This window comes from Ancylobacter sp. Lp-2, from assembly GCF_020523795.1.
Lineage (GTDB): Bacteria > Pseudomonadota > Alphaproteobacteria > Rhizobiales > Xanthobacteraceae > Ancylobacter.
The window spans coordinates 171038-188374 of sequence record NZ_JAJALI010000008.1 but is presented as its reverse complement, the minus strand read 5'-3'; the positions used below and the strand labels follow the sequence as shown (position 1 = coordinate 188374).

Annotated in this window: 12 protein-coding genes; 6 read left to right on the top strand and 6 right to left on the bottom strand. The window is 68.8% G+C overall.

The window, feature by feature from the left end; translation table 11 throughout:
• The first annotated feature begins 700 nt into the window (after positions 1–700).
• A complete protein-coding gene (gene hisN, locus LGR54_RS19615; RefSeq protein ID WP_230363653.1) occupies positions 701–1486 on the top strand; it encodes a histidinol-phosphatase in 786 nt (261 codons plus the stop codon).
• Between the two features lie 65 nt (positions 1487–1551).
• On the opposite strand, the gene LGR54_RS19610 is transcribed toward hisN, so the two are convergent.
• Positions 1552–2505 (bottom strand): alpha/beta fold hydrolase, encoded by a 954-nt coding sequence (locus LGR54_RS19610; protein ID WP_230363652.1) that lies wholly within the window; start codon positions 2503–2505, stop codon positions 1552–1554.
• A gap of 130 nt (positions 2506–2635) precedes the next feature.
• Positions 2636–3031, bottom strand: a complete 396-nt coding sequence (locus LGR54_RS19605) for a hypothetical protein (protein WP_230363651.1) — start codon at positions 3029–3031, stop codon at positions 2636–2638.
• A gap of 269 nt (positions 3032–3300) precedes the next feature.
• Here LGR54_RS19605 and LGR54_RS19600 point away from each other — a divergent pair, with 269 nt between their 5' ends.
• Positions 3301–3774: an Hsp20 family protein gene (locus LGR54_RS19600; protein ID WP_230363650.1), complete on the top strand. Its 474-nt coding sequence runs from the start codon at positions 3301–3303 to the stop codon at positions 3772–3774.
• 108 nt (positions 3775–3882) lie between these two features.
• Here LGR54_RS19600 and LGR54_RS19595 read toward each other — a convergent pair whose 3' ends face one another.
• Complete coding sequence (locus LGR54_RS19595; RefSeq protein WP_230363649.1) at positions 3883–4872, bottom strand: hypothetical protein; 990 nt, start codon at positions 4870–4872, stop codon at positions 3883–3885.
• Between the two features lie 474 nt (positions 4873–5346).
• Between LGR54_RS19595 and gltB the strand changes: the two genes are divergently transcribed.
• The 3 genes from gltB (at position 5347) to LGR54_RS19580 (ending at position 12908) form a co-directional block, all read left to right on the top strand.
• Positions 5347–10089: a glutamate synthase large subunit gene (gene gltB / locus LGR54_RS19590; protein WP_230363648.1), complete on the top strand. Its 4743-nt coding sequence runs from the start codon at positions 5347–5349 to the stop codon at positions 10087–10089.
• A 185-nt stretch (positions 10090–10274) separates the two neighbouring features.
• A complete protein-coding gene (locus LGR54_RS19585) occupies positions 10275–11699 on the top strand; it encodes a glutamate synthase subunit beta (protein WP_230363647.1) in 1425 nt (474 codons plus the stop codon).
• A 393-nt stretch (positions 11700–12092) separates the two neighbouring features.
• Positions 12093–12908 carry a polysaccharide pyruvyl transferase family protein gene (locus LGR54_RS19580; RefSeq protein ID WP_230363646.1) on the top strand — a complete coding sequence of 272 codons (816 nt, stop codon included), beginning with the start codon at positions 12093–12095 and terminating at the stop codon, positions 12906–12908.
• A 26-nt stretch (positions 12909–12934) separates the two neighbouring features.
• Here LGR54_RS19580 and LGR54_RS19575 read toward each other — a convergent pair whose 3' ends face one another.
• Both LGR54_RS19575 and LGR54_RS19570 read right to left on the bottom strand, forming a co-directional pair.
• On the bottom strand, positions 12935–14275 hold the full coding sequence (locus tag LGR54_RS19575) for a GAF domain-containing protein (RefSeq protein ID WP_230363645.1): 1341 nt from the start codon (positions 14273–14275) through the stop codon (positions 12935–12937).
• Positions 14272–14757: a hypothetical protein gene (locus LGR54_RS19570; RefSeq protein ID WP_230363644.1), complete on the bottom strand. Its 486-nt coding sequence runs from the start codon at positions 14755–14757 to the stop codon at positions 14272–14274. The genes LGR54_RS19575 and LGR54_RS19570 overlap by 4 nt, the downstream gene beginning before the upstream one ends.
• Positions 14758–14942: 185 nt before the next feature.
• Here LGR54_RS19570 and LGR54_RS19565 point away from each other — a divergent pair, with 185 nt between their 5' ends.
• The gene (locus LGR54_RS19565; RefSeq protein WP_230363643.1) at positions 14943–15791 is read left to right on the top strand and encodes an arylamine N-acetyltransferase; all 849 of its coding nucleotides are present in this window, start codon (positions 14943–14945) and stop codon (positions 15789–15791) included.
• A gap of 4 nt (positions 15792–15795) precedes the next feature.
• On the opposite strand, the gene LGR54_RS19560 is transcribed toward LGR54_RS19565, so the two are convergent.
• On the bottom strand, positions 15796–17220 hold the full coding sequence (locus LGR54_RS19560; protein WP_230363642.1) for a DUF459 domain-containing protein: 1425 nt from the start codon (positions 17218–17220) through the stop codon (positions 15796–15798).
• Between the last annotated feature and the right edge of the window lie 117 nt (positions 17221–17337).

Sequence of the window (17337 nt, the reverse complement as noted above, 5' to 3'; positions counted from 1 at the left end):
ATCCCAAAGGAGCGGCCCAAGTCTAGGGAGGAAACGCCCAAGGAGGGCGACGGCAGCGCAACGCCAATCACGCCGCCGCATTGCAATAATATGCCGGAGACCGGCGCCTGACGCAAGGGGCAAACGAAAGAAACGAAAGCCGACCGTCGCATCTCACGCGCAAGTGACGCAAAACGCGCCCGGAGCGCGCCTGCCTGCCGAGTGATCATCGAAGCGGAATTGGGAAGCTGCCGGGGGAGGAGCGCCGCTGCGGCCACCATGACGGCACCGGAGGCGGAAAAGAACCCACAAACGGGAGGAGATTCAGAAAATCGTTCTAAATCAAAGCCCTGGACAAAAGAAAGGGGCCGCTCACGTTGCCGGAGCGGCCCAAGTCTAGGGAGGAAACGCCCAAGGAGGGCGACGGCTAGGCAACGCCAATTGCCTCGCCGCACTGCAATAATATGGCAGGTTCACCCTCCGCTGGCAATTGCCGGGCATGCCTAATTGTTGGACTTGCCGGAATGGCAGCCATGCATTTTCTGCAGGGCTCGGACCGTGCCGCGGAGCCGCCCGCCATGTGCGGGACTCAATGTTACCTACCGTCCGCCCCACGGCTCGCCCGCCGGCCCCGCCGGGACGATTGCCGGCCGCCACCGCGGCCGATATGGAAGACGCAGCGCCGAGCGGCATCGGCGGCGGCAGAACGGAGTAGGGTCGCATGAGCGCCGTGGATTTCGAAGGCTTCGTGCACGAGCTCGCCACGGTGTCCGGCCAGGTCATCCTGCCGTTCTTCCGCACCGCTCTCGGCGTCGAGGACAAGAAGCCCGGCGCCGCCTTCGACCCGGTAACCGCCGCCGATCGCGGCGCCGAGCAAGCGATGCGCAACCTCATCCGCCAGACCTTTCCGCAACATGGCGTGCGCGGCGAGGAATATGGCAACGAGAATCTCGATGCCGAATATGTCTGGATCCTCGATCCCATCGACGGCACCAAATCCTTCATCGCCGGCCTGCCGGCCTGGGGCACGCTGATCGGCCTCGCCCACCACGGCACGCCGGTCTACGGCATGATGCACCAGCCCTTCGTCGGCGAGCGCTTCTTCGGCGATGGCATGACGGCGCGCTATCGCGGCCCGGCCGGTGCCCGCAGCCTGTCGGTGCGCCCCTGCGCCAGCCTCGACGAGGCGCTTTTGATGACCACCAGCCCCCGGCTGATGAAGGAGACCGACCGCGCCCGCTATGGCGAGGTGGAACGCCAGGTGCGGCTGCCGCGCTATGGCGGCGATTGCTATGCCTATTGCATGATCGCCGCCGGCCATGTCGATCTCGTCATCGAGACCGAATTGCAGGACTACGACATCGCGGCGCTGATCCCCATCGTCGAGGGCGCCGGCGGCGTCATCACCGATTGGGAAGGCAACCCGGCCACGGGCGGCGGGCGGATCGTCGCCGCCGGCGACCGCCGCGTGCACGAGCAGGCGCTGAAGGTGCTGGCGGAGGGCTGAGGCCCGCGCGCAGGACGCTCCCGCGCCCGAATCCAACGCACCGGGATCCGGCTGGCCGTCCCGGATCAGGCCGCTGCGGCGGCGCTGCCCGGGATGAAAGCGTCGAAGGCAGCGAGGAAGGGCTGGCGGAACTCGTCGCGCTCCTGCAACAGCTCATGCCGCGCGCCCGGCAGCACGATATGCGTGCCGGCAATGAGGCGGCTGCCCAGCCGCTCGATCGCCGGCGTCGACACCACCTTGTCGGCCCCGGCCCCCACCATCAGGAGCGGCTGACGAATGAGGCGGGCGCTGGCGGGATCGGTGAGCCGGTCCATCTGCTCGAAGGCCGACTTCACCCAGCCGATGGTCGGGGGCCCGACCCGCAGCACCGGATGCTCGACGCAAATGGCGAGGTTGCGCGCGAAGCGCACCGGATCGGAGGTCAGGCGATTGCCCTCGAACACCAGTTCGCCGGCACGCAGCCGCCCATTGTGCGGGACGTAGACCCGCGACAGGCCGGCCGCGTTGAGGACGCGGGCGGTACGGCGCGCCGCGCGCTCATGGCGCACCATGGCAAGGTCCAGCATCGGCGTCGACAGCACCATGCGCTCGAACCAGCGCGTGTCGCGCAAGGCGGATTCAAGCAGGATCGCCGCGCCCATCGAATGGGCGAGCGCGTAATAGGGGCCTGGGCACTGCGGCAGCACGATCTCGCGCATGAAGGCTTCGAGATCGCGCTGATAATCCGCGAAATGGCCGACATGCCCCTTCATCGGGTTGCGCAGCAGCCGCTGCGAGCCCCCCTGGCCGCGCCAGTCCAGCACCGCCACCGCGAAGCCGCGCCCGCGCAGATCCTCGGCGGTCTCGAAATACTTCTCGATCTTTTCCGTACGCCCCGGAAACACGCACACCGTGCCGCGCGTGCGCGCCGCCGGGCGCGGCCAATAGGCATAGCGCAGCGACACGCCGTCGGCGGTGCGCAGCATGCCGCTCTCGGCACCTTCGGGCACGGGGTTTTCGGGGGTGCTGAAGAGTTGCATTTCGGGGTAGGGAAACCTTCGCAGGAAACGGCAGAGGTGAGTAGCGAAAACCATGCCGAATCACAAGCCGGCAAAGACTTCGGCAAGCCTTCGTGACAGTTTCGTGATGGCTTTCCGTAGCGTCCGCCGGTCAGTAGCGCCGATCGCCGAAGCCGATCACCTTCATGCCGCTGATCGCTCCGGAGGCGGCATCGACCACCACCCGCACCCGCTCGCCGCGCGGCCCGTTGGCCTCCAGGAGGATGGTGGGACCGCGCTGGCGCAGCACCGAGACGTCCGAGAAGCCGCGCGCGCGCAGCATCCGCGCCGCCGCCTCGCCGTCGAGCCCCCCGCCAGCCGGCGGCGTCTCATAAGGCGCGTAGGGACCGGGCGGCGGGCCGCCGCGCCCATAGGGCGCCGACCACGGGCCACCGGACGGACCGATGGCCTGCGCGATGGTCTGGGCGACGGCCTTAGCCCGCGCGTCGAGCGTCAGCCCCGCCGGCAATGCCAGCAGGATCACCAACAGCACGCGCAGCATCGCCATCACCGCCTGGCCTCCCGATCCTGACCGCCGGCCACCGCCGCACGCCCATCCGCACGGAAAGATTAAGGAAGTCGAACTGAATTACCGCCGAGCCGGCCGTTCATCCGCCGTTCATCTTCGTGGCGGCGGTTTTCGTGGAGCCGCCCTTGCGAAACGCCGGGCCTGCCCCATTTCCAGACTGTGCCGGCCATGACGGCGGCACGCAACCCGGACCCGGCTCAGGCGAGAGGGTCCGCCCCCCTGCATGTCGCTTCACAGGAGGATATGCCATGCGTACGTTCGATCTTTCCCCGCTTTATCGTTCGACCGTCGGCTTCGACCGGCTGTTCTCGCTGCTCGACCAGGTCGGCGGTGTCGATGCCGGCACCTACCCGCCCTATAATATCGAGCGCACCGGCGAGAACGCCTATCGCATCACCGTCGCGGTCGCCGGCTTCACCGACCAGGATCTCAGCATCGACGTGAAGGAGGGCACGCTCTCCATCCGTGGCGAGCGCAAGGCGGACGAGACCGGCAAATCCGGCGAGGTGCTCTATCAGGGCATCGCCGCGCGCGCCTTCGAGCGCCGCTTCCAGCTGGCCGATCATGTCGAGGTACGCGGTGCCTCGCTCGCCAACGGCCTGCTCCATGTCGACCTCGTGCGCGAGGTCCCCGAGAAGCTGAAGCCCCGCTCGATCGCCATCACCTCCGGCACGGCCTCGCAGGCCGCCCCCAAGGTGATCGACGCCAAGGTCGCCGCGTAACCGGCCCTGTCCGCCGCCTCAGCGGCGGACCGCCTCCACGTCAGGCAGATAGACAAGCGCCCCGGCTAACCGGGGCGCTTTTGTTTTGGCGATCCTCGCGGCGCCGACCTACTGGACCGGGGGCTTGGGCGTCGGGCGCGGCGGCTCGTTGGCCTCGCGCACCAGCACCGAGGCAGTGCCAGCCGGCACTTCCGCCGCTCCGGCGCCGGCGCCGGTGGACACGCCGGCCCGCGCTTCCAGCACGTTGGGCGCCTTCGGTGCAGCCTCGGGCGACGCCGCGGGTGCGTTCGCTGTCGGCGTCGCGGTAGCCGGGGCGTTCGCCGCCGGCGCGGCCGTGACGGGGGTCGCATTGGGCGGGGTCGCCACGCCGGGAATGACCCGCACCGCCGTTTCGCCCGGCTTCACCGCCGCCGGCGCCTCGACAGGCGATGTGGCGGCAGGCGGCACCGCCGCGACGGACGGATTCGCGGGCGCCGCCGAGGCGCCGCCGCCGGCGGGCGGCGCGACCGGTGGGATCGCCGACGGCATGGGATCGACGGCGCGCAACTCGCCGCCCGGCGTCGAGGCCCCGGCCTCCGGCAGGCTGGTGGAAAGCGGCGTGATCGGCGAGGCCGGCAGCGGCGGCTTGCGCGGCGGCAGGACATTGGTGACCGGCATGGGGGCACGGCCGACAGCCGGAGGCACCGCGGGGCCGATGGGCTGCATCGACACGATGGTGCCGGTATAGGCGTTCACCCGCACCTGCACGCGGCGCCCCATCGCATCGGTCGCCTCGCTCACATAATATTGTCCATCCGTGCGCGGGCGCGAGATGCTGCTGAGCCCCATGGAGCCGAGCATCGGCCGCATGTCGGCGCGCGGCATCACCGGCGGGGCATAGGGCGGCGCGATCGCCGGACGATAGACCGTGCCCGGCGCGGGATAGAGCGGCGGCGGCGGCGCATAGCGGGGCGCCGGCACGTAGCCGGGCGGCGGCGCGTAGGGCCGGTAATAGACCTGCGCCTGTGCCGGCAGCGCGGCGCCCGCCGCGAGCACGGCGGCGAGCACCGGCAGAGCGACGGCGCGGCGGAGGCATTTCAGGGCGGGCAGCTTGGACATCGAACCGCGTTCCAGACAGATTCAGCTGAAGATCAGCGCTTTACCAATCGTGAACCATGAAAGCCGGGGAATGCGGCGCCGCTGAGACCGTCGCCGGCCGCGGAATCCCCCGGCTCGCTACGGCACCTCGACGACACCGGGCGGGCAATTGGCTTGCGTCCACCCCACCTTCCGATTGGCATTGATTGCGCGTTATAGGCAGATCTCGCAACAAGAGATAAAAATGCCGCGTCTAAAGTGTTATCTCCCGCTTGTCCGCGCGCACGCTTTCTGGCATCTTCGGCATTGATAGGACAACCATACTGTCCTATTAGGCAGATAGGCTGGCGCTCTGCACGATGGAGACATCATCCGCATGGCACAGTCGATGCTAGCGTAATCTGAGGCTGGTGTGCATGCTTGCGGGCAGTGAGCCCCGCGGGGCCGGGATGTCTCGGCATGCGCACCGGCGAGGCGAGCAAATAGGAGGCTCCGATGAGCGAGGAGTTTGGCGGCATGGCCACGTCGAGTTTCGTTGAGGGTTCGGTCCGTCCGGCCACGACGGACCGCGCCATCGTCAAAGATCCGGCCATCGCGCGAACCGTGATCGATCCGGGCCTCCCGGTGGCGCAGGGCCTCTACGACCCGCGCAACGAGAAGGATTCCTGCGGCGTCGGCTTCATCGCCGACATCAAGGGCCGCAAGTCGCACCAGATCGTCATGGACGGGCTGCAGATCCTCCTGAACCTCGAGCATCGCGGTGCCGTGGGCGCGGACCCGCGCGCCGGCGACGGCGCCGGCATGCTGGTGCAGATCCCGCACAAGTTCTTCGCCAAGGAAGCCGCCAAGCTCGGCTTCACCCTGCCCGAGCCCGGCCACTACGCCGTCGGCCACGTCTTCCTGCCGCGCGAGGCGGAAGGCCGTGAGATCGTCCGCGAGACCTTCGAGCGCGTCGTCGTCGAGGAAGGCCAGGTCGTGCTCGGCTGGCGCGAGGTGCCGACCGACAACTCGCATCTCGGCCACACCGTGCTGCCGACCGAACCCGGCCATGTGCAGGTGTTCATCGGCCGCGGCGAGGCGACCGCCAGCGAGGACGATTTCGAGCGCCGGCTGTTCATCCTGCGCAAGGTGGTGTCCAACGCCATCTATGACGCCAAGGACCCGCGCACGGCGGGCTATTACGTCGTGTCGCTGTCCTGCCGCACCATCGTCTACAAGGGCATGTTCAACGCCGACCAGCTCGGCACCTATTACTCCGACTTCCACGACGAGGATTTCGAGAGCGCGGTGGCCCTCGTTCACCAGCGTTTCTCGACCAACACCTTCCCGGCGTGGTCGCTGGCGCATCCCTACCGCATGGTCGCCCATAACGGCGAGATCAACACGCTGCGCGGCAATGTGAACTGGATGGCGGCCCGCCAGGCTTCCGTCGACAGCGAGCTGTTCGGCAACGACATCTCCAAGCTGTGGCCGATCTCCTATGAGGGGCAGTCGGACACCGCCTGCTTCGACAACGCGCTCGAATTCCTCGTGCAGGGCGGCTACGAGCTGCCGCACGCGGCGATGATGCTCGTGCCCGAAGCCTGGGCCGGCAACCCGCTGATGGACGAGGAGCGCCGCGCCTTCTACGAGTACCACGCCGCGCTGATGGAGCCGTGGGACGGCCCGGCCGCCATCGTCGCCACCGACGGACGGCAGATCGTCGCCACGCTGGACCGCAACGGCCTGCGGCCGGCGCGCTACATGGTGACCAAGGACGACAAGATCGTCTGTGCCTCGGAAATGGGCGTGCTGACCTTCCCGGAAGAGGAGATCGTCACCAAGTGGCGGCTCCAGCCGGGCAAGATGCTGCTCATCGACCTCGAAGAGGGCCGCCTCGTCCCCGACGACGAGGTGAAGACCGAGATGGCGCGCAAGCACCCTTACAAGGAGTGGCTGAAGCGCACCCAGTTGGTGCTGGAAGAGCTCCGCGCGGTTGAAGCGCGGGAAGTCCGCACCGACGTGTCGCTGCTCGACCGCCAGCAGGCCTTCGGCTATTCGCAGGAAGACCTCAAGCTGCTGATGGCGCCGATGGCGACCACCGGGCAGGAAGCGGTCGGCTCGATGGGCACGGACACGCCGATCTCGCCCTTGTCGAAGAAGTCGAAGTCGCTGTTCACCTATTTCAAGCAGAACTTCGCGCAGGTCACCAACCCGCCGATCGACCCGATCCGCGAGGAGCTCGTCATGAGCCTCGTGTCGTTCATCGGGCCGCGGCCGAACATCTTCGACCTCGAAGGCAATTCGCGCCGCAAGCGGCTTGAGGTGCGCCAGCCGATCCTCACCAATGCCGACCTGGAGAAGATCCGCTCCATCGGCTTCATGGAGGAGCGCTTCGACACCCGCACGCTCGACATCACCTACCCGTCCGACAAGGGCGCGGCGGGGATGGAAGACGCGGTGGAGCGCCTGTGCGAGCGCGCCGAAGCGGCGGTACATGGCGGCTACAACATCATCATCCTGTCCGACCGCCTCCTCGGGCCGGACCGCATCCCGATTCCCTCGCTGCTGGCGACGGCCGCCGTGCACCATCACCTGATCCGCAAGGGCCTGCGCACCGCCGCCGGCCTCGTGGTGGAGACGGGTGAAGCGCGCGAAGTGCATCACTTTGCCTGCCTGGCCGGCTACGGCGCCGAGGCGATCAACCCGTATCTCGCCTTCGAGACGATGATCGACATGCGTGTCGACATCCCTGAGGAGGTCGACGAGTACGAGATCGTCAAGCGCTTCATCAAGTCGATCGACAAGGGGCTGCTGAAGGTGATGTCCAAGATGGGCATCTCGACCTACCAGTCCTATTGCGGCGCGCAGATCTTCGACGCGGTCGGGCTCAACACCGCGCTGGTGGAGAAGTATTTCTCCGGCACCGCCTCGACCATCGGCGGCATCGGCCTCGCCGAGATCGCCGAGGAGACGGCGATGCGCCACCGCGACGCCTTCGGCGACGCGCCGGTGTTCCGCACCGCGCTCGACGTCGGCGGCGAGTACGCCTACCGCCTGCGCGGCGAGGAGCACGCCTGGGATCCGGAGACCGTCGCGGTGCTGCAGCACGCGGTGCGCGGCAACGCCCAGGACAAGTACCGCACCTTCGCCAAGCTGGTGAACGAGACCGGCGACAAGACGCTGAACATCCGCTCGCTGTTCCGCATCCGCGACGCGGAGGAAATGGGCCACGCCCCGGTGCCACTCGACGAGGTCGAGCCGGCGGCGGAGATCGTCAAGCGTTTCGTCACCGGCGCCATGTCGTTCGGCTCGATCTCGCGCGAGGCGCACACCACGCTCGCCATCGCGATGAACCGGATCGGCGGCAAGTCGAACACCGGCGAAGGCGGCGAGGAGGCCTCGCGCTTCAAGCCGCTGCCGAACGGCGACAGCATGCGCTCGGCGATCAAGCAGGTGGCGTCCGGCCGCTTCGGCGTGACCGCGGACTACCTCGTCAACGCCGACATGATCCAGCTGAAGATGGCGCAGGGTGCCAAGCCCGGCGAAGGCGGCCAGCTGCCCGGCCACAAGGTCGACGCGGTGATCGCCAAGGTGCGCCACTCGACGCCGGGCGTCGGCCTGATCTCACCGCCGCCGCACCATGACATCTACTCGATCGAGGATCTGGCGCAGCTGATCTACGACGTGAAGAACGTCAACCCGGCGGCCGACGTGTCGGTGAAGCTGGTCTCGGAAGTCGGGGTGGGCACGGTGGCCGCCGGCGTCGCCAAGGCGCGCGCCGACCACATCACCATCTCCGGCTTCGAGGGCGGCACCGGCGCTTCCCCGCTCACCGCGCTGAAGCATGCCGGCTCCCCCTGGGAGATCGGCCTCGCCGAGGCGCACCAGACGCTGGTGCTGAACAATCTGCGCGGGCGCATCGCCCTGCAGGTCGACGGCGGCCTGCGCACCGGGCGCGACGTGGTGATCGGCGCCATGCTGGGGGCGGACGACTTCGCCTTCTCCACCGCGCCGCTGATCGCGGCCGGCTGCATCATGATGCGTAAGTGCCACCTGAACACCTGCCCGGTCGGCGTCGCCACCCAGGACCCGGTGCTGCGCAAGCGCTTCAAGGGCACGCCGGAGCACGTGATCAACTACTTCTTCTTCGTCGCCGAGGAAGTGCGGGAGATCATGGCCTCCCTGGGGGTGAAGACCTTCAACGAGCTGATCGGCCATTCCGAATGGCTCGACCAGAAGCCGGCGCTCGACCACTGGAAGGCCAAGGGTTTGGACTTCAGCCGCATCTTCGCCAAGCCGCAGGTCGGCCCGGACGTCGCCATCCGCCACAGCGAGAAGCAGAACCACCCGATCCATCACGTGCTCGACCGCACGCTGATCGAGAAGGCGATGCCGGCGATCGAGCATGGCGAGACGGTGCGCATCGACACGCAGATCAAGAGCATCAACCGCTCGGCCGGCGCCATGCTGTCGGGCGAGGTGGCCAAGCGCTATGGCGAGGCCGGCCTGCCGGACGGCACCATCGACATCCATCTGACCGGCACCGCCGGCCAGGCCTTCGGCGCCTTCCTCGCCGGCGGCGTGTCGATGACGCTGGTCGGCGAGGCCAACGACTATGTCGGCAAGGGCCTGTCGGGCGGCCGCATCATCGTGCGCCCGCCGGAGAACGCCGCCATCGTGCCGGAGAACTCGATCATCGTCGGCAACACGGTGCTCTACGGCGCCACCGCCGGCGAGGTGTATTTCCGCGGCGTGGCCGGCGAACGCTTCGCCGTGCGCAACTCCGGCGCCATCGCGGTGGTCGAGGGCACCGGCGACCATGGCTGCGAGTACATGACCGGCGGCGTGGTGGTGGTGATCGGCCAGACCGGGCGCAACTTCGCGGCCGGCATGTCCGGCGGCGTCGCCTATGTGCTGGACGAGGACGGCAGCTTCAAGAAGCGCTGCAACCTCTCCATGGTGGACCTGGAGCCGGTCGAGGAGGAGGAAGACCTGCTCGAGCGCCTGCACCACCATGGCGGCGACCTGGAGTTCAAGGGCCGCATCGACATCATGGCCGATATGGGCCATGGCGACGAGGAACGCCTGCACCAGCTGATCGCCCAGCATCTGCACCACACCGGCTCGCAGCGCGCCCAGACCATCCTCGACAACTGGGCGGACTATCGCAGCAAGTTCGTGAAGGTGATGCCGGTCGAGTATCAGCGGGCGCTGCGCGAAATGGAAAAAGCGCGCGGGCTGCAGGCGGCCGAATAGGCCGACGCCCCGCGCCCGCCCGAACAAGGCGAGCGCGGGTCGCCCGGGGGTCCGGTAGGGATCTCCGGCGCGGCTCGCGACGCGGCCTCTGCGCCGCGTCGTCATTTTCCAAATGGCACAATTGATGTATCTGGCTGCGGAGCTGGAACGCCTCCAGAGTGGCGGTGCTCCGACGAGAGGGCGCGATGGGTAAGGTTACCGGGTTTCTCGAAATCGATCGGCGCGAGGCGAAGTATCAGCCGGCGTCCGACCGCATTCGCCATTTCCGCGAATTCACCCTGCCGCTGCCGGATTCGGAAGTCGCCAACCAGGCCTCGCGCTGCATGGATTGCGGCATTCCGTTCTGCCACGGGCCGAACGGCTGCCCGATCCATAACCAGATCCCGGACTGGAACGACCTCGTCTATAACGGCAACTGGGAGGAGGCGACGCGCAACCTCCACTCGACCAACAATTTCCCCGAGTTCACCGGCCGCATCTGCCCCGCCCCCTGCGAGGAAGCCTGCACGCTGAACCTCGAGGACATGCCGGTCACCATCAAGACCGTCGAGCAGGCCATCGCCGACAAGGCATGGAAGATGGGCTGGATCCGTCCGGAGCCCGCCGCGCACAAGACCGGCAAGAAGGTCGCCGTCATCGGCTCCGGCCCGGCCGGCATGGCCGCCGCGCAGCAGCTGGCCCGCGCCGGCCACGAGGTGCATGTCTATGAGCGCGAGCCCAAGGCCGGCGGCCTGCTGCGCTACGGCATCCCCGACTTCAAGATGGAGAAGCACTATATCGACCGGCGCGTCGCGCAGATGGAAGGTGAAGGCGTCACCTTCCACTACGGCGTGAATGTCGGCGTCAACCGCCCGCTCGACGCGCTGCTGGAGAGCCACGACGCCGTGCTGATGTGCGGCGGCTCCGAGCATCCGCGCGACCCGGAGCTGCCCGGCCAGGAGCTCGCCGGCGTGCACTACGCCATGCCCTATCTGGTGCAGCAGAACCGCCGCCTCGGCCGCGAGGACGTCTCCGCCGAGGCGCCGATCCTCGCCTCGGGCAAGCATGTCGTGGTCATCGGCGGCGGCGACACCGCGTCCGACTGCGTCGGCACCGCCTTCCGCCAGGGCGCTCTGTCCGTCCACCAGCTCGACATCCGCCCGGTGCCACCGCTGAAGGAAGACAAGCTGGCGATCTGGCCGTACTGGCCGACCAAGTTCCGCACCTCCTCCTCGCAGGCGGAGGGCGCGGAGCGCGAATTCGCCGCCGCCACGCTCGGCATGGAAGGCAAGAAGGGCCACATCACCTCGGTGAAGTGCGCCCGCGTCGATGCCAAGCGCCAGCCGATCGCCGGCACCGAGTTCCACATCAAGGCCGATCTCGTCTTCATCGCGCTCGGCTTCATCCATCCGGTGCATGAGGGCATGCTGGCGCTCGACGGCCTGTCGCGCGACAAGCGCGGCAATGTCGCCGCCGACGATCAGGACTACGCCACCTCGGTGCCGAAGCTGTTCGCCGCTGGCGACATGCGCCGTGGCCAGTCGCTGGTGGTGTGGGCGATCCGCGAGGGCCGGCAGGCCGCCCGCTCGATCGACACCTTCCTGATGGGCGCCTCGGTGCTGCCGCGCTGACCGCATAGCCCCCGGCACGCCCGACGGCGGCGTGCCGGCGTATGCCCGGCTCCTGCCGGCGGTCCATTTTGCGCGCAGCCCATTTCGGCGAGGCTGCGCGCCACCGGCGCGCTCTCTTCACCCGACACGAGAAAGCCAACCTCGCGCCGCTCCGGTGCGAGGTGCGATGCTGACCAGCCATCGGCCAGGATCGGCGGCAGGCGAATGAACCGCACCAGCCTCCCGCCGCTCGCCATCAGCCCCTCCATTTGCCGCCGCAAAGCATCCGTGCAAGGAATAAAGCGGAGATGGCGGCATCAATCGACTAGCAACCGGCTCCGCCGCCACCCGACGATTGCCTATACATTCGACGGAATATTTATCTAATATTTCTAGAATATTTGATACGAATTTATGGAAAACCACGCACCACTATCCATAAATTTCTGGAAGCAAGGTGAGGAAATAGGGAATTTCGGCGATTCCCTCACCTTGCTGTACATGGACCGGATTTTCGAGGCTCGAAGCCGTTTCAGCTTCGGGGCGCTCTACCTTGTCGGCAGCGTCATCGAGGACAAGCGCATCTGGCGCGCGAGCGCCAACGGCTATGAGAAGGGTGACGGCTTCGGCCAGGCCATTTTCTGGGGATGCGGCCAGCGCACCGAGCAGCCGCTCATGCCCGCGCTCGCCCTCCGGGCGATCGTTCTCGGCGCCCGGGGCACCCTGACCCGCGATGTTCTGGGCTTGCCCCGAGGCACCCCGCTCGGAGATTCGGCACTGATCCTGCCGCAGTTCTATCGCCCCAATGTCGACCCCGCGACCTCGGGCAAGGTGCTGTGGGTGCCCCACATCCATCACCGCGACCCCACGCCGAAGGACCTCGACGGCTGCCCGGACGCCGTCGTCCTGCGGCCCACCATCCCCAACACCGTGGAAGCCTGCGAGAGATTCATCGACAGCATCGTCTCCGCGCGTTTCGTCATGGCCAACGCCATGCACGCTGCGGTCATCGCGCTCGCCTATGGGGTCCCCTTCAGCTTCTGGGGCGGCTACCAGATCGACCTGCCCTTCAAATGGCGGGACCTGACCAGCCCGCTGGACTTCCAGATGGCGTTCCAGCCGACCTACCAGACCGGGCTGGCGGAGTTCGAACGCCTGCGCCCCGACCGTGCCTTCAAGGGGTTCGACATGGAGCCGATGTTGAAGGTCGCTCCCCTGAAGCGGCGCTGAGCTCCGCCGCCAGCCGCAGCGGGCGCCTATCCGGCCCGCTCGATGACGGGCGTGCCGGCGACCTCCAGCCGGACCAGGCCGCGACCGGCGGGAACGAGGCGCAACGGCGCCTGCTTCTCCTCCAGCCGCCGGCGCAGCAGCAGAAGCCGGGTCTCCAGATTGTCCTTGAGGTCCGGCAGCTTCAGCTCCGGCGCCCGGCGTATGTCGCGATTGGCGAATTCGGTGCGGCCGTCCCGCCGATACCCCTCGACCAGCAGCATCAGCAACCGCCCGGCGACGCCCTTGATGAGATAGGCATCGTCGAGGAACACCGCGTCGTCGAAACGATGATGGCGCAGGCGGAAGCTGCCATGGCCCACCGGCATGGGCGCAGGCGCCGCGACGGCTTTCGGTGCCTCCGGCTCGTCGCGCAGGCCGAGACCCGCCGCGAGCGGCAGCGCAATGAGCGACAGCGCCGCCTCATGCTCATGGGAAAAAGCCGAACGCTCGGTCGATTCGGCGAACAGCACGCCGATCAGCCGCCCCTGCCGCAGCAACGGCACCGCCAGCTGGCTCTGCGGCATCGGGAGCCCCGGCAGCACGATGTGGCGCTCGACCTCCGCCTGCCCGGCCGACACGGCGGCGACATAGCGCCGGCCCCGGCTCATATCGGCGATGCGCACCGGCCGGCGGGACGCGCCGGCGAGGCCGATCACTCCCTCGCCCAGCACCACCTCCGAGCCGACACCGCCCTGCGGGTAGCCGCGGCTCGCCAGCGTCACCAGCCGCTCGCCCGCCTCGTCCGACACCAACAGCATGGCATGGGCGACGCCGAGCGCCTGTTCGATCCCCTCCAGCGCCCGGTCGAGCATGGCGCCGGCATCCGGCTCGGCGGCGAGTTCGGCGGCCAGCGCGGCAAGGAGCTCCAGCGCGACCGCACGCGGCGGCGCCGAGGGCGGCATCTCGATCGCCCCCGGCGAGGGAACGGCGGTGACGGCATGCACGCGATAGACGTCCGCCGAGCGCAGCTTCATCACCCCGCCGAGCCCGTCGCGGGAGCTCAGCGCATCGAGATGCGCCGACATGCGCGCGAAGAGTTCGCCGTCGTTCTCCTGGCGCACCGGCTCGATGTCGAGGACGTACTGGTCGCCGCTGGCGGCATCCACCACCATCAGCGTCGCCCGCCGGCGCCGCGCGACATTGTGTGCGGTCTTGGAGAAGAACTGGTTCGACAGCGCCACATGGGCCTCGTCGACATAGTAGACCTGCGAGAGATAGGACACGTTTGGCACGCCCGCCTCGTCGACGGTGGCGACGATGGAGGGGATGACGCCGTCGAAGCAGGCGCGCAGGTCCGACAGGTTCCTGCCATCGAGCCACGGGCTCATGCCACGCCTCCGCCCTGTGTCCGCCCTGCGAGCCGCTGCCCCGCCTGCGGTCCCGGGGTCTGCGCATAGAGCGCCAGCGGGCGATAGGCGATGCGCAGGAGGTCCCGATCGGTCAGCCAGGCGGTGATGGGACGCGGCGGCACCTCGAGCGCGCCGAGCCGTGCCGACATGGCCGCGATGTAGGAGAGCGCCCGCGCGCGATCCTCTTCGCCGGCCTCGGCGAGCCCCGTCACCTCGGCCTTGATCTGGTAGCAGCGATAATCCTCCGCCCGCACGAAAGTGACGGCGAGCGGTGCGGCGGGTTGGAGATTGGCGAGCAGATGCGGCCACTGCGCGCGGGAGACCAGCGTCTCGAAGGTGGCGGCATCGATCCGGCGGGTGCCGACGCCGCGCCCGATGGCGGCGACCATCGCGGCGTCGCGCGAGGCGAGGATCGTCATCACCGCCCCCTCGATGAAGGTCGCGACCTCCGCCTCGATCATGCGCCCTCCCCCGCCCCGGACTACCATCGCGCAGCTTAGGATAGTCTTAGGAGGCCGGCGCACCGCTTAGCAACTATTTAGGAAGCGGCCCGACCGGCATCGACCTATCCCAACGGCATCCGAAACCCGCCCTCGCCCCCAGCCCTGCACGCAGGCGGCGAGGCCACATGCCCGAAGGACACGACATGACCACCGCTGCCGACACCACCCTCACCCCGGCCGAGCTCGATGCCTATCTCGCCCGCATCGGCCGGCCGCGCCCCGCGACGCCGGACCTCGACGCGCTGCGCGCGCTGCACCTCGCCCATGTGACCAGCTTCACCTGGGAGGCGATCGACGCCTTCATGGGCTGGCCGATCGATGCCTCGCCGCGTTCCGCCTTCGCCAAGATGGTCGGCGGTGGCCCGGCCTTTCGCCGCGGCGGCTGGTGCCACGAGATGAACGGCCTGTTCGGCGCCGCGCTGTCGGCGCTCGGCTTCCGGGTCACCCGGCTGTGCGGCGGGGTGCGACGGGTCGATTTCGGCGACCTCGCGGTCGGCAACCATCTGACGGTGCAGGTCGATCTCGACGAACCCTGGCTCGCCGAGGTCGGGCTCGGCGACGCGCTGTTCGCGCCGATCCCGATGCGGCCGGGCACGGTGGTGCAGCGCGGGCGGGCCTACGCCATCACCGAGGAAGACGGCGGCTGGCTGCGCTTCCACAACCACGCGCATGGCGCCGCGCCGAGCTTCGACTTCCGTCCGGGCTACAGCGACGAGGCGCGCATCGCCGGTGCCCATACCTTCCTGATCACCGACAGTTCCTCGCCCTTCATCTCCAATCTCGTCATCCAGCGGCACGCTCCCGGCCGCACCGAGGGCATCTTCAACCAGACGCGCCGCATCCTGACCGACAGCGGCGTGGAGGAACGCCGCATCACCGGAGCCGACGAGTTCGCCCGCCTGCTCGTGGAGGTGTTCCAGCTCGACGTGCCGGACAGCGACGCGATCTGGGCGCGGGTGACGGAGACCGAGCGGAACTGGCTGGCGGCCTGAGCCGTCAGGGCGTCGTCGCAGCGGGGGCAACCGGCTCGGAAGCGCCGTCGACCTTGGGCGCCCCGGCAGGATTGGGGGCGCTGGCGGCAGCCGGGACGACGGTGCCGTCCTCCGAACGCTGCGGCGGCGTCCAGCTAAAATCGTCGGTGCGCCCGCTTACCGCCGGCAGCGGCTCGCCGCGCACCAGAAGCCGCACGGCGCCCTCCTCCGGTTCTGGTGCGGCGGGAGCGACGGGCGACGGCGCGGCCGCCTGCCCCGCCGCGCCGGCCAGCGTGCGGGCACCACCCCCGGCGCCGGTGCCGGTCAGCATGATGATGGACGGACGCGCCGCCACCGGATCGCCGGGCGCCGGCAACTCCTGATGCTCCAGTCGCGGACCGAGCTCGCGGTCGACGAAGAAGGCGAGCTTGCGCCCGCCGGCGCGGGTGAAGCCGGTGCCGTTGGCCGTGCGCAGCCTCCGGCGCTGGCCGTCCACCGCCGGGCCCGACATCATGAACTGGCCATTCTCGTCGACGAAGCCGTCCCAGACATCGACGAAGCTCACCCCTGCCCGCTCGGCATGCTCGCCGAGCAATTCGTTGAGTCGGGCATTACGCTCGCTGGCATCGGCATCGTCGACCGGCGGCAGCCCGACCAGCACCACCGGGCGGCCTTGCAGCTTCAGGCCGAGCAGCAGGTCATCAATGCGCCGGCCATAGATCGCCCGCCAGCGCTCGTCGAACAGTTCGGCGCTGCCGGCCCCATCCCGGATCGGCGCCAGGTCGGCGCTGCCGGCGAACACCACCACCGCGCTCGGCGCCTCCGAGGCGACCAGCGTGCGCCCGCCATTGACCCAGTCATAGGAGCTGGCCGGCGCGAAGCCGGATCCGGCCTCGGCATGGCCTACCACGGCGAGGTCCTTGCGGTCGGCGGCGAAAGCATCAGCGAGGCCTTGTGCCAGCGTCTCGGCATATTCGTCGCCGATCACCAGCACCAGGCCCTTCAACTCCTCGCCGCGCTCCTCCCTCGCCTTGGCCGCGCTGGCATAGACCGAGCCGCGCGGTTCGGCCGGGGTCTCCACCGCGGGCCGGGAGGGCGCGGCGACGGCGGGAGGCGGCGGCCCGAGGTCGCGGGGCCGACCCGGCGCATAGCGCGGCGATTCCTGCGGCTGGAACAGGTCGATGAACGGCTGGAAGGGATTCCACACCCGCGGCTGTTGCGGCGGGGCCTGGCGCTGGGGAGCGGCCTGCGGCTGGCGCCGCGGCTGCTGCGCCGGTCGCGCCCGCTGCGGCGGCGGCGCGGTACGCGAGGGCTGGCCGACATCGGCAGGCGGACGAAACCAGTCCGCCTGCGCCAGCGCCGGCGCCTCGGGAACCGCGAGCATGAGGAGAAACAATGCCGTGCCGGCACAGAAGGCGGCTGCGGAAGGCGCGCCGCCCTCCGGTCCCATCCGCCGTCTCTGCCCCGTCCGGTCCGTGAGATCCATCGTCCGCAAGCGGTGAACCAATATCGCGGCGGTTTCAAGCCTCATCGGCCACTATCACGGAGACGGCAGCCGGACCGCCGG

Excerpts from the sequence above, each read along its gene's own strand:
- hisN (WP_230363653.1), top strand. The coding sequence starts at position 701 with ATGAGCGCCGTGGATTTCGAAGGCTTCGTGCACGAGCTCGCCACGGTG.
- LGR54_RS19585 (WP_230363647.1), top strand. The coding sequence starts at position 10,275 with ATGGGTAAGGTTACCGGGTTTCTCGAAATCGATCGGCGCGAGGCGAAG.
- LGR54_RS19570 (WP_230363644.1), bottom strand. The coding sequence starts at position 14,757 with ATGATCGAGGCGGAGGTCGCGACCTTCATCGAGGGGGCGGTGATGACG.
- LGR54_RS19595 (WP_230363649.1), bottom strand. The coding sequence starts at position 4,872 with ATGTCCAAGCTGCCCGCCCTGAAATGCCTCCGCCGCGCCGTCGCTCTG.
- LGR54_RS19560 (WP_230363642.1), bottom strand. The coding sequence starts at position 17,220 with ATGGGACCGGAGGGCGGCGCGCCTTCCGCAGCCGCCTTCTGTGCCGGC.
- LGR54_RS19580 (WP_230363646.1), top strand. The coding sequence starts at position 12,093 with ATGGAAAACCACGCACCACTATCCATAAATTTCTGGAAGCAAGGTGAG.
- LGR54_RS19565 (WP_230363643.1), top strand. The coding sequence starts at position 14,943 with ATGACCACCGCTGCCGACACCACCCTCACCCCGGCCGAGCTCGATGCC.
- LGR54_RS19600 (WP_230363650.1), top strand. The coding sequence starts at position 3,301 with ATGCGTACGTTCGATCTTTCCCCGCTTTATCGTTCGACCGTCGGCTTC.
- gltB (WP_230363648.1), top strand. The coding sequence starts at position 5,347 with ATGAGCGAGGAGTTTGGCGGCATGGCCACGTCGAGTTTCGTTGAGGGT.
- LGR54_RS19575 (WP_230363645.1), bottom strand. The coding sequence starts at position 14,275 with ATGAGCCCGTGGCTCGATGGCAGGAACCTGTCGGACCTGCGCGCCTGC.
- LGR54_RS19610 (WP_230363652.1), bottom strand. The coding sequence starts at position 2,505 with ATGCAACTCTTCAGCACCCCCGAAAACCCCGTGCCCGAAGGTGCCGAG.
- LGR54_RS19605 (WP_230363651.1), bottom strand. The coding sequence starts at position 3,031 with ATGGCGATGCTGCGCGTGCTGTTGGTGATCCTGCTGGCATTGCCGGCG.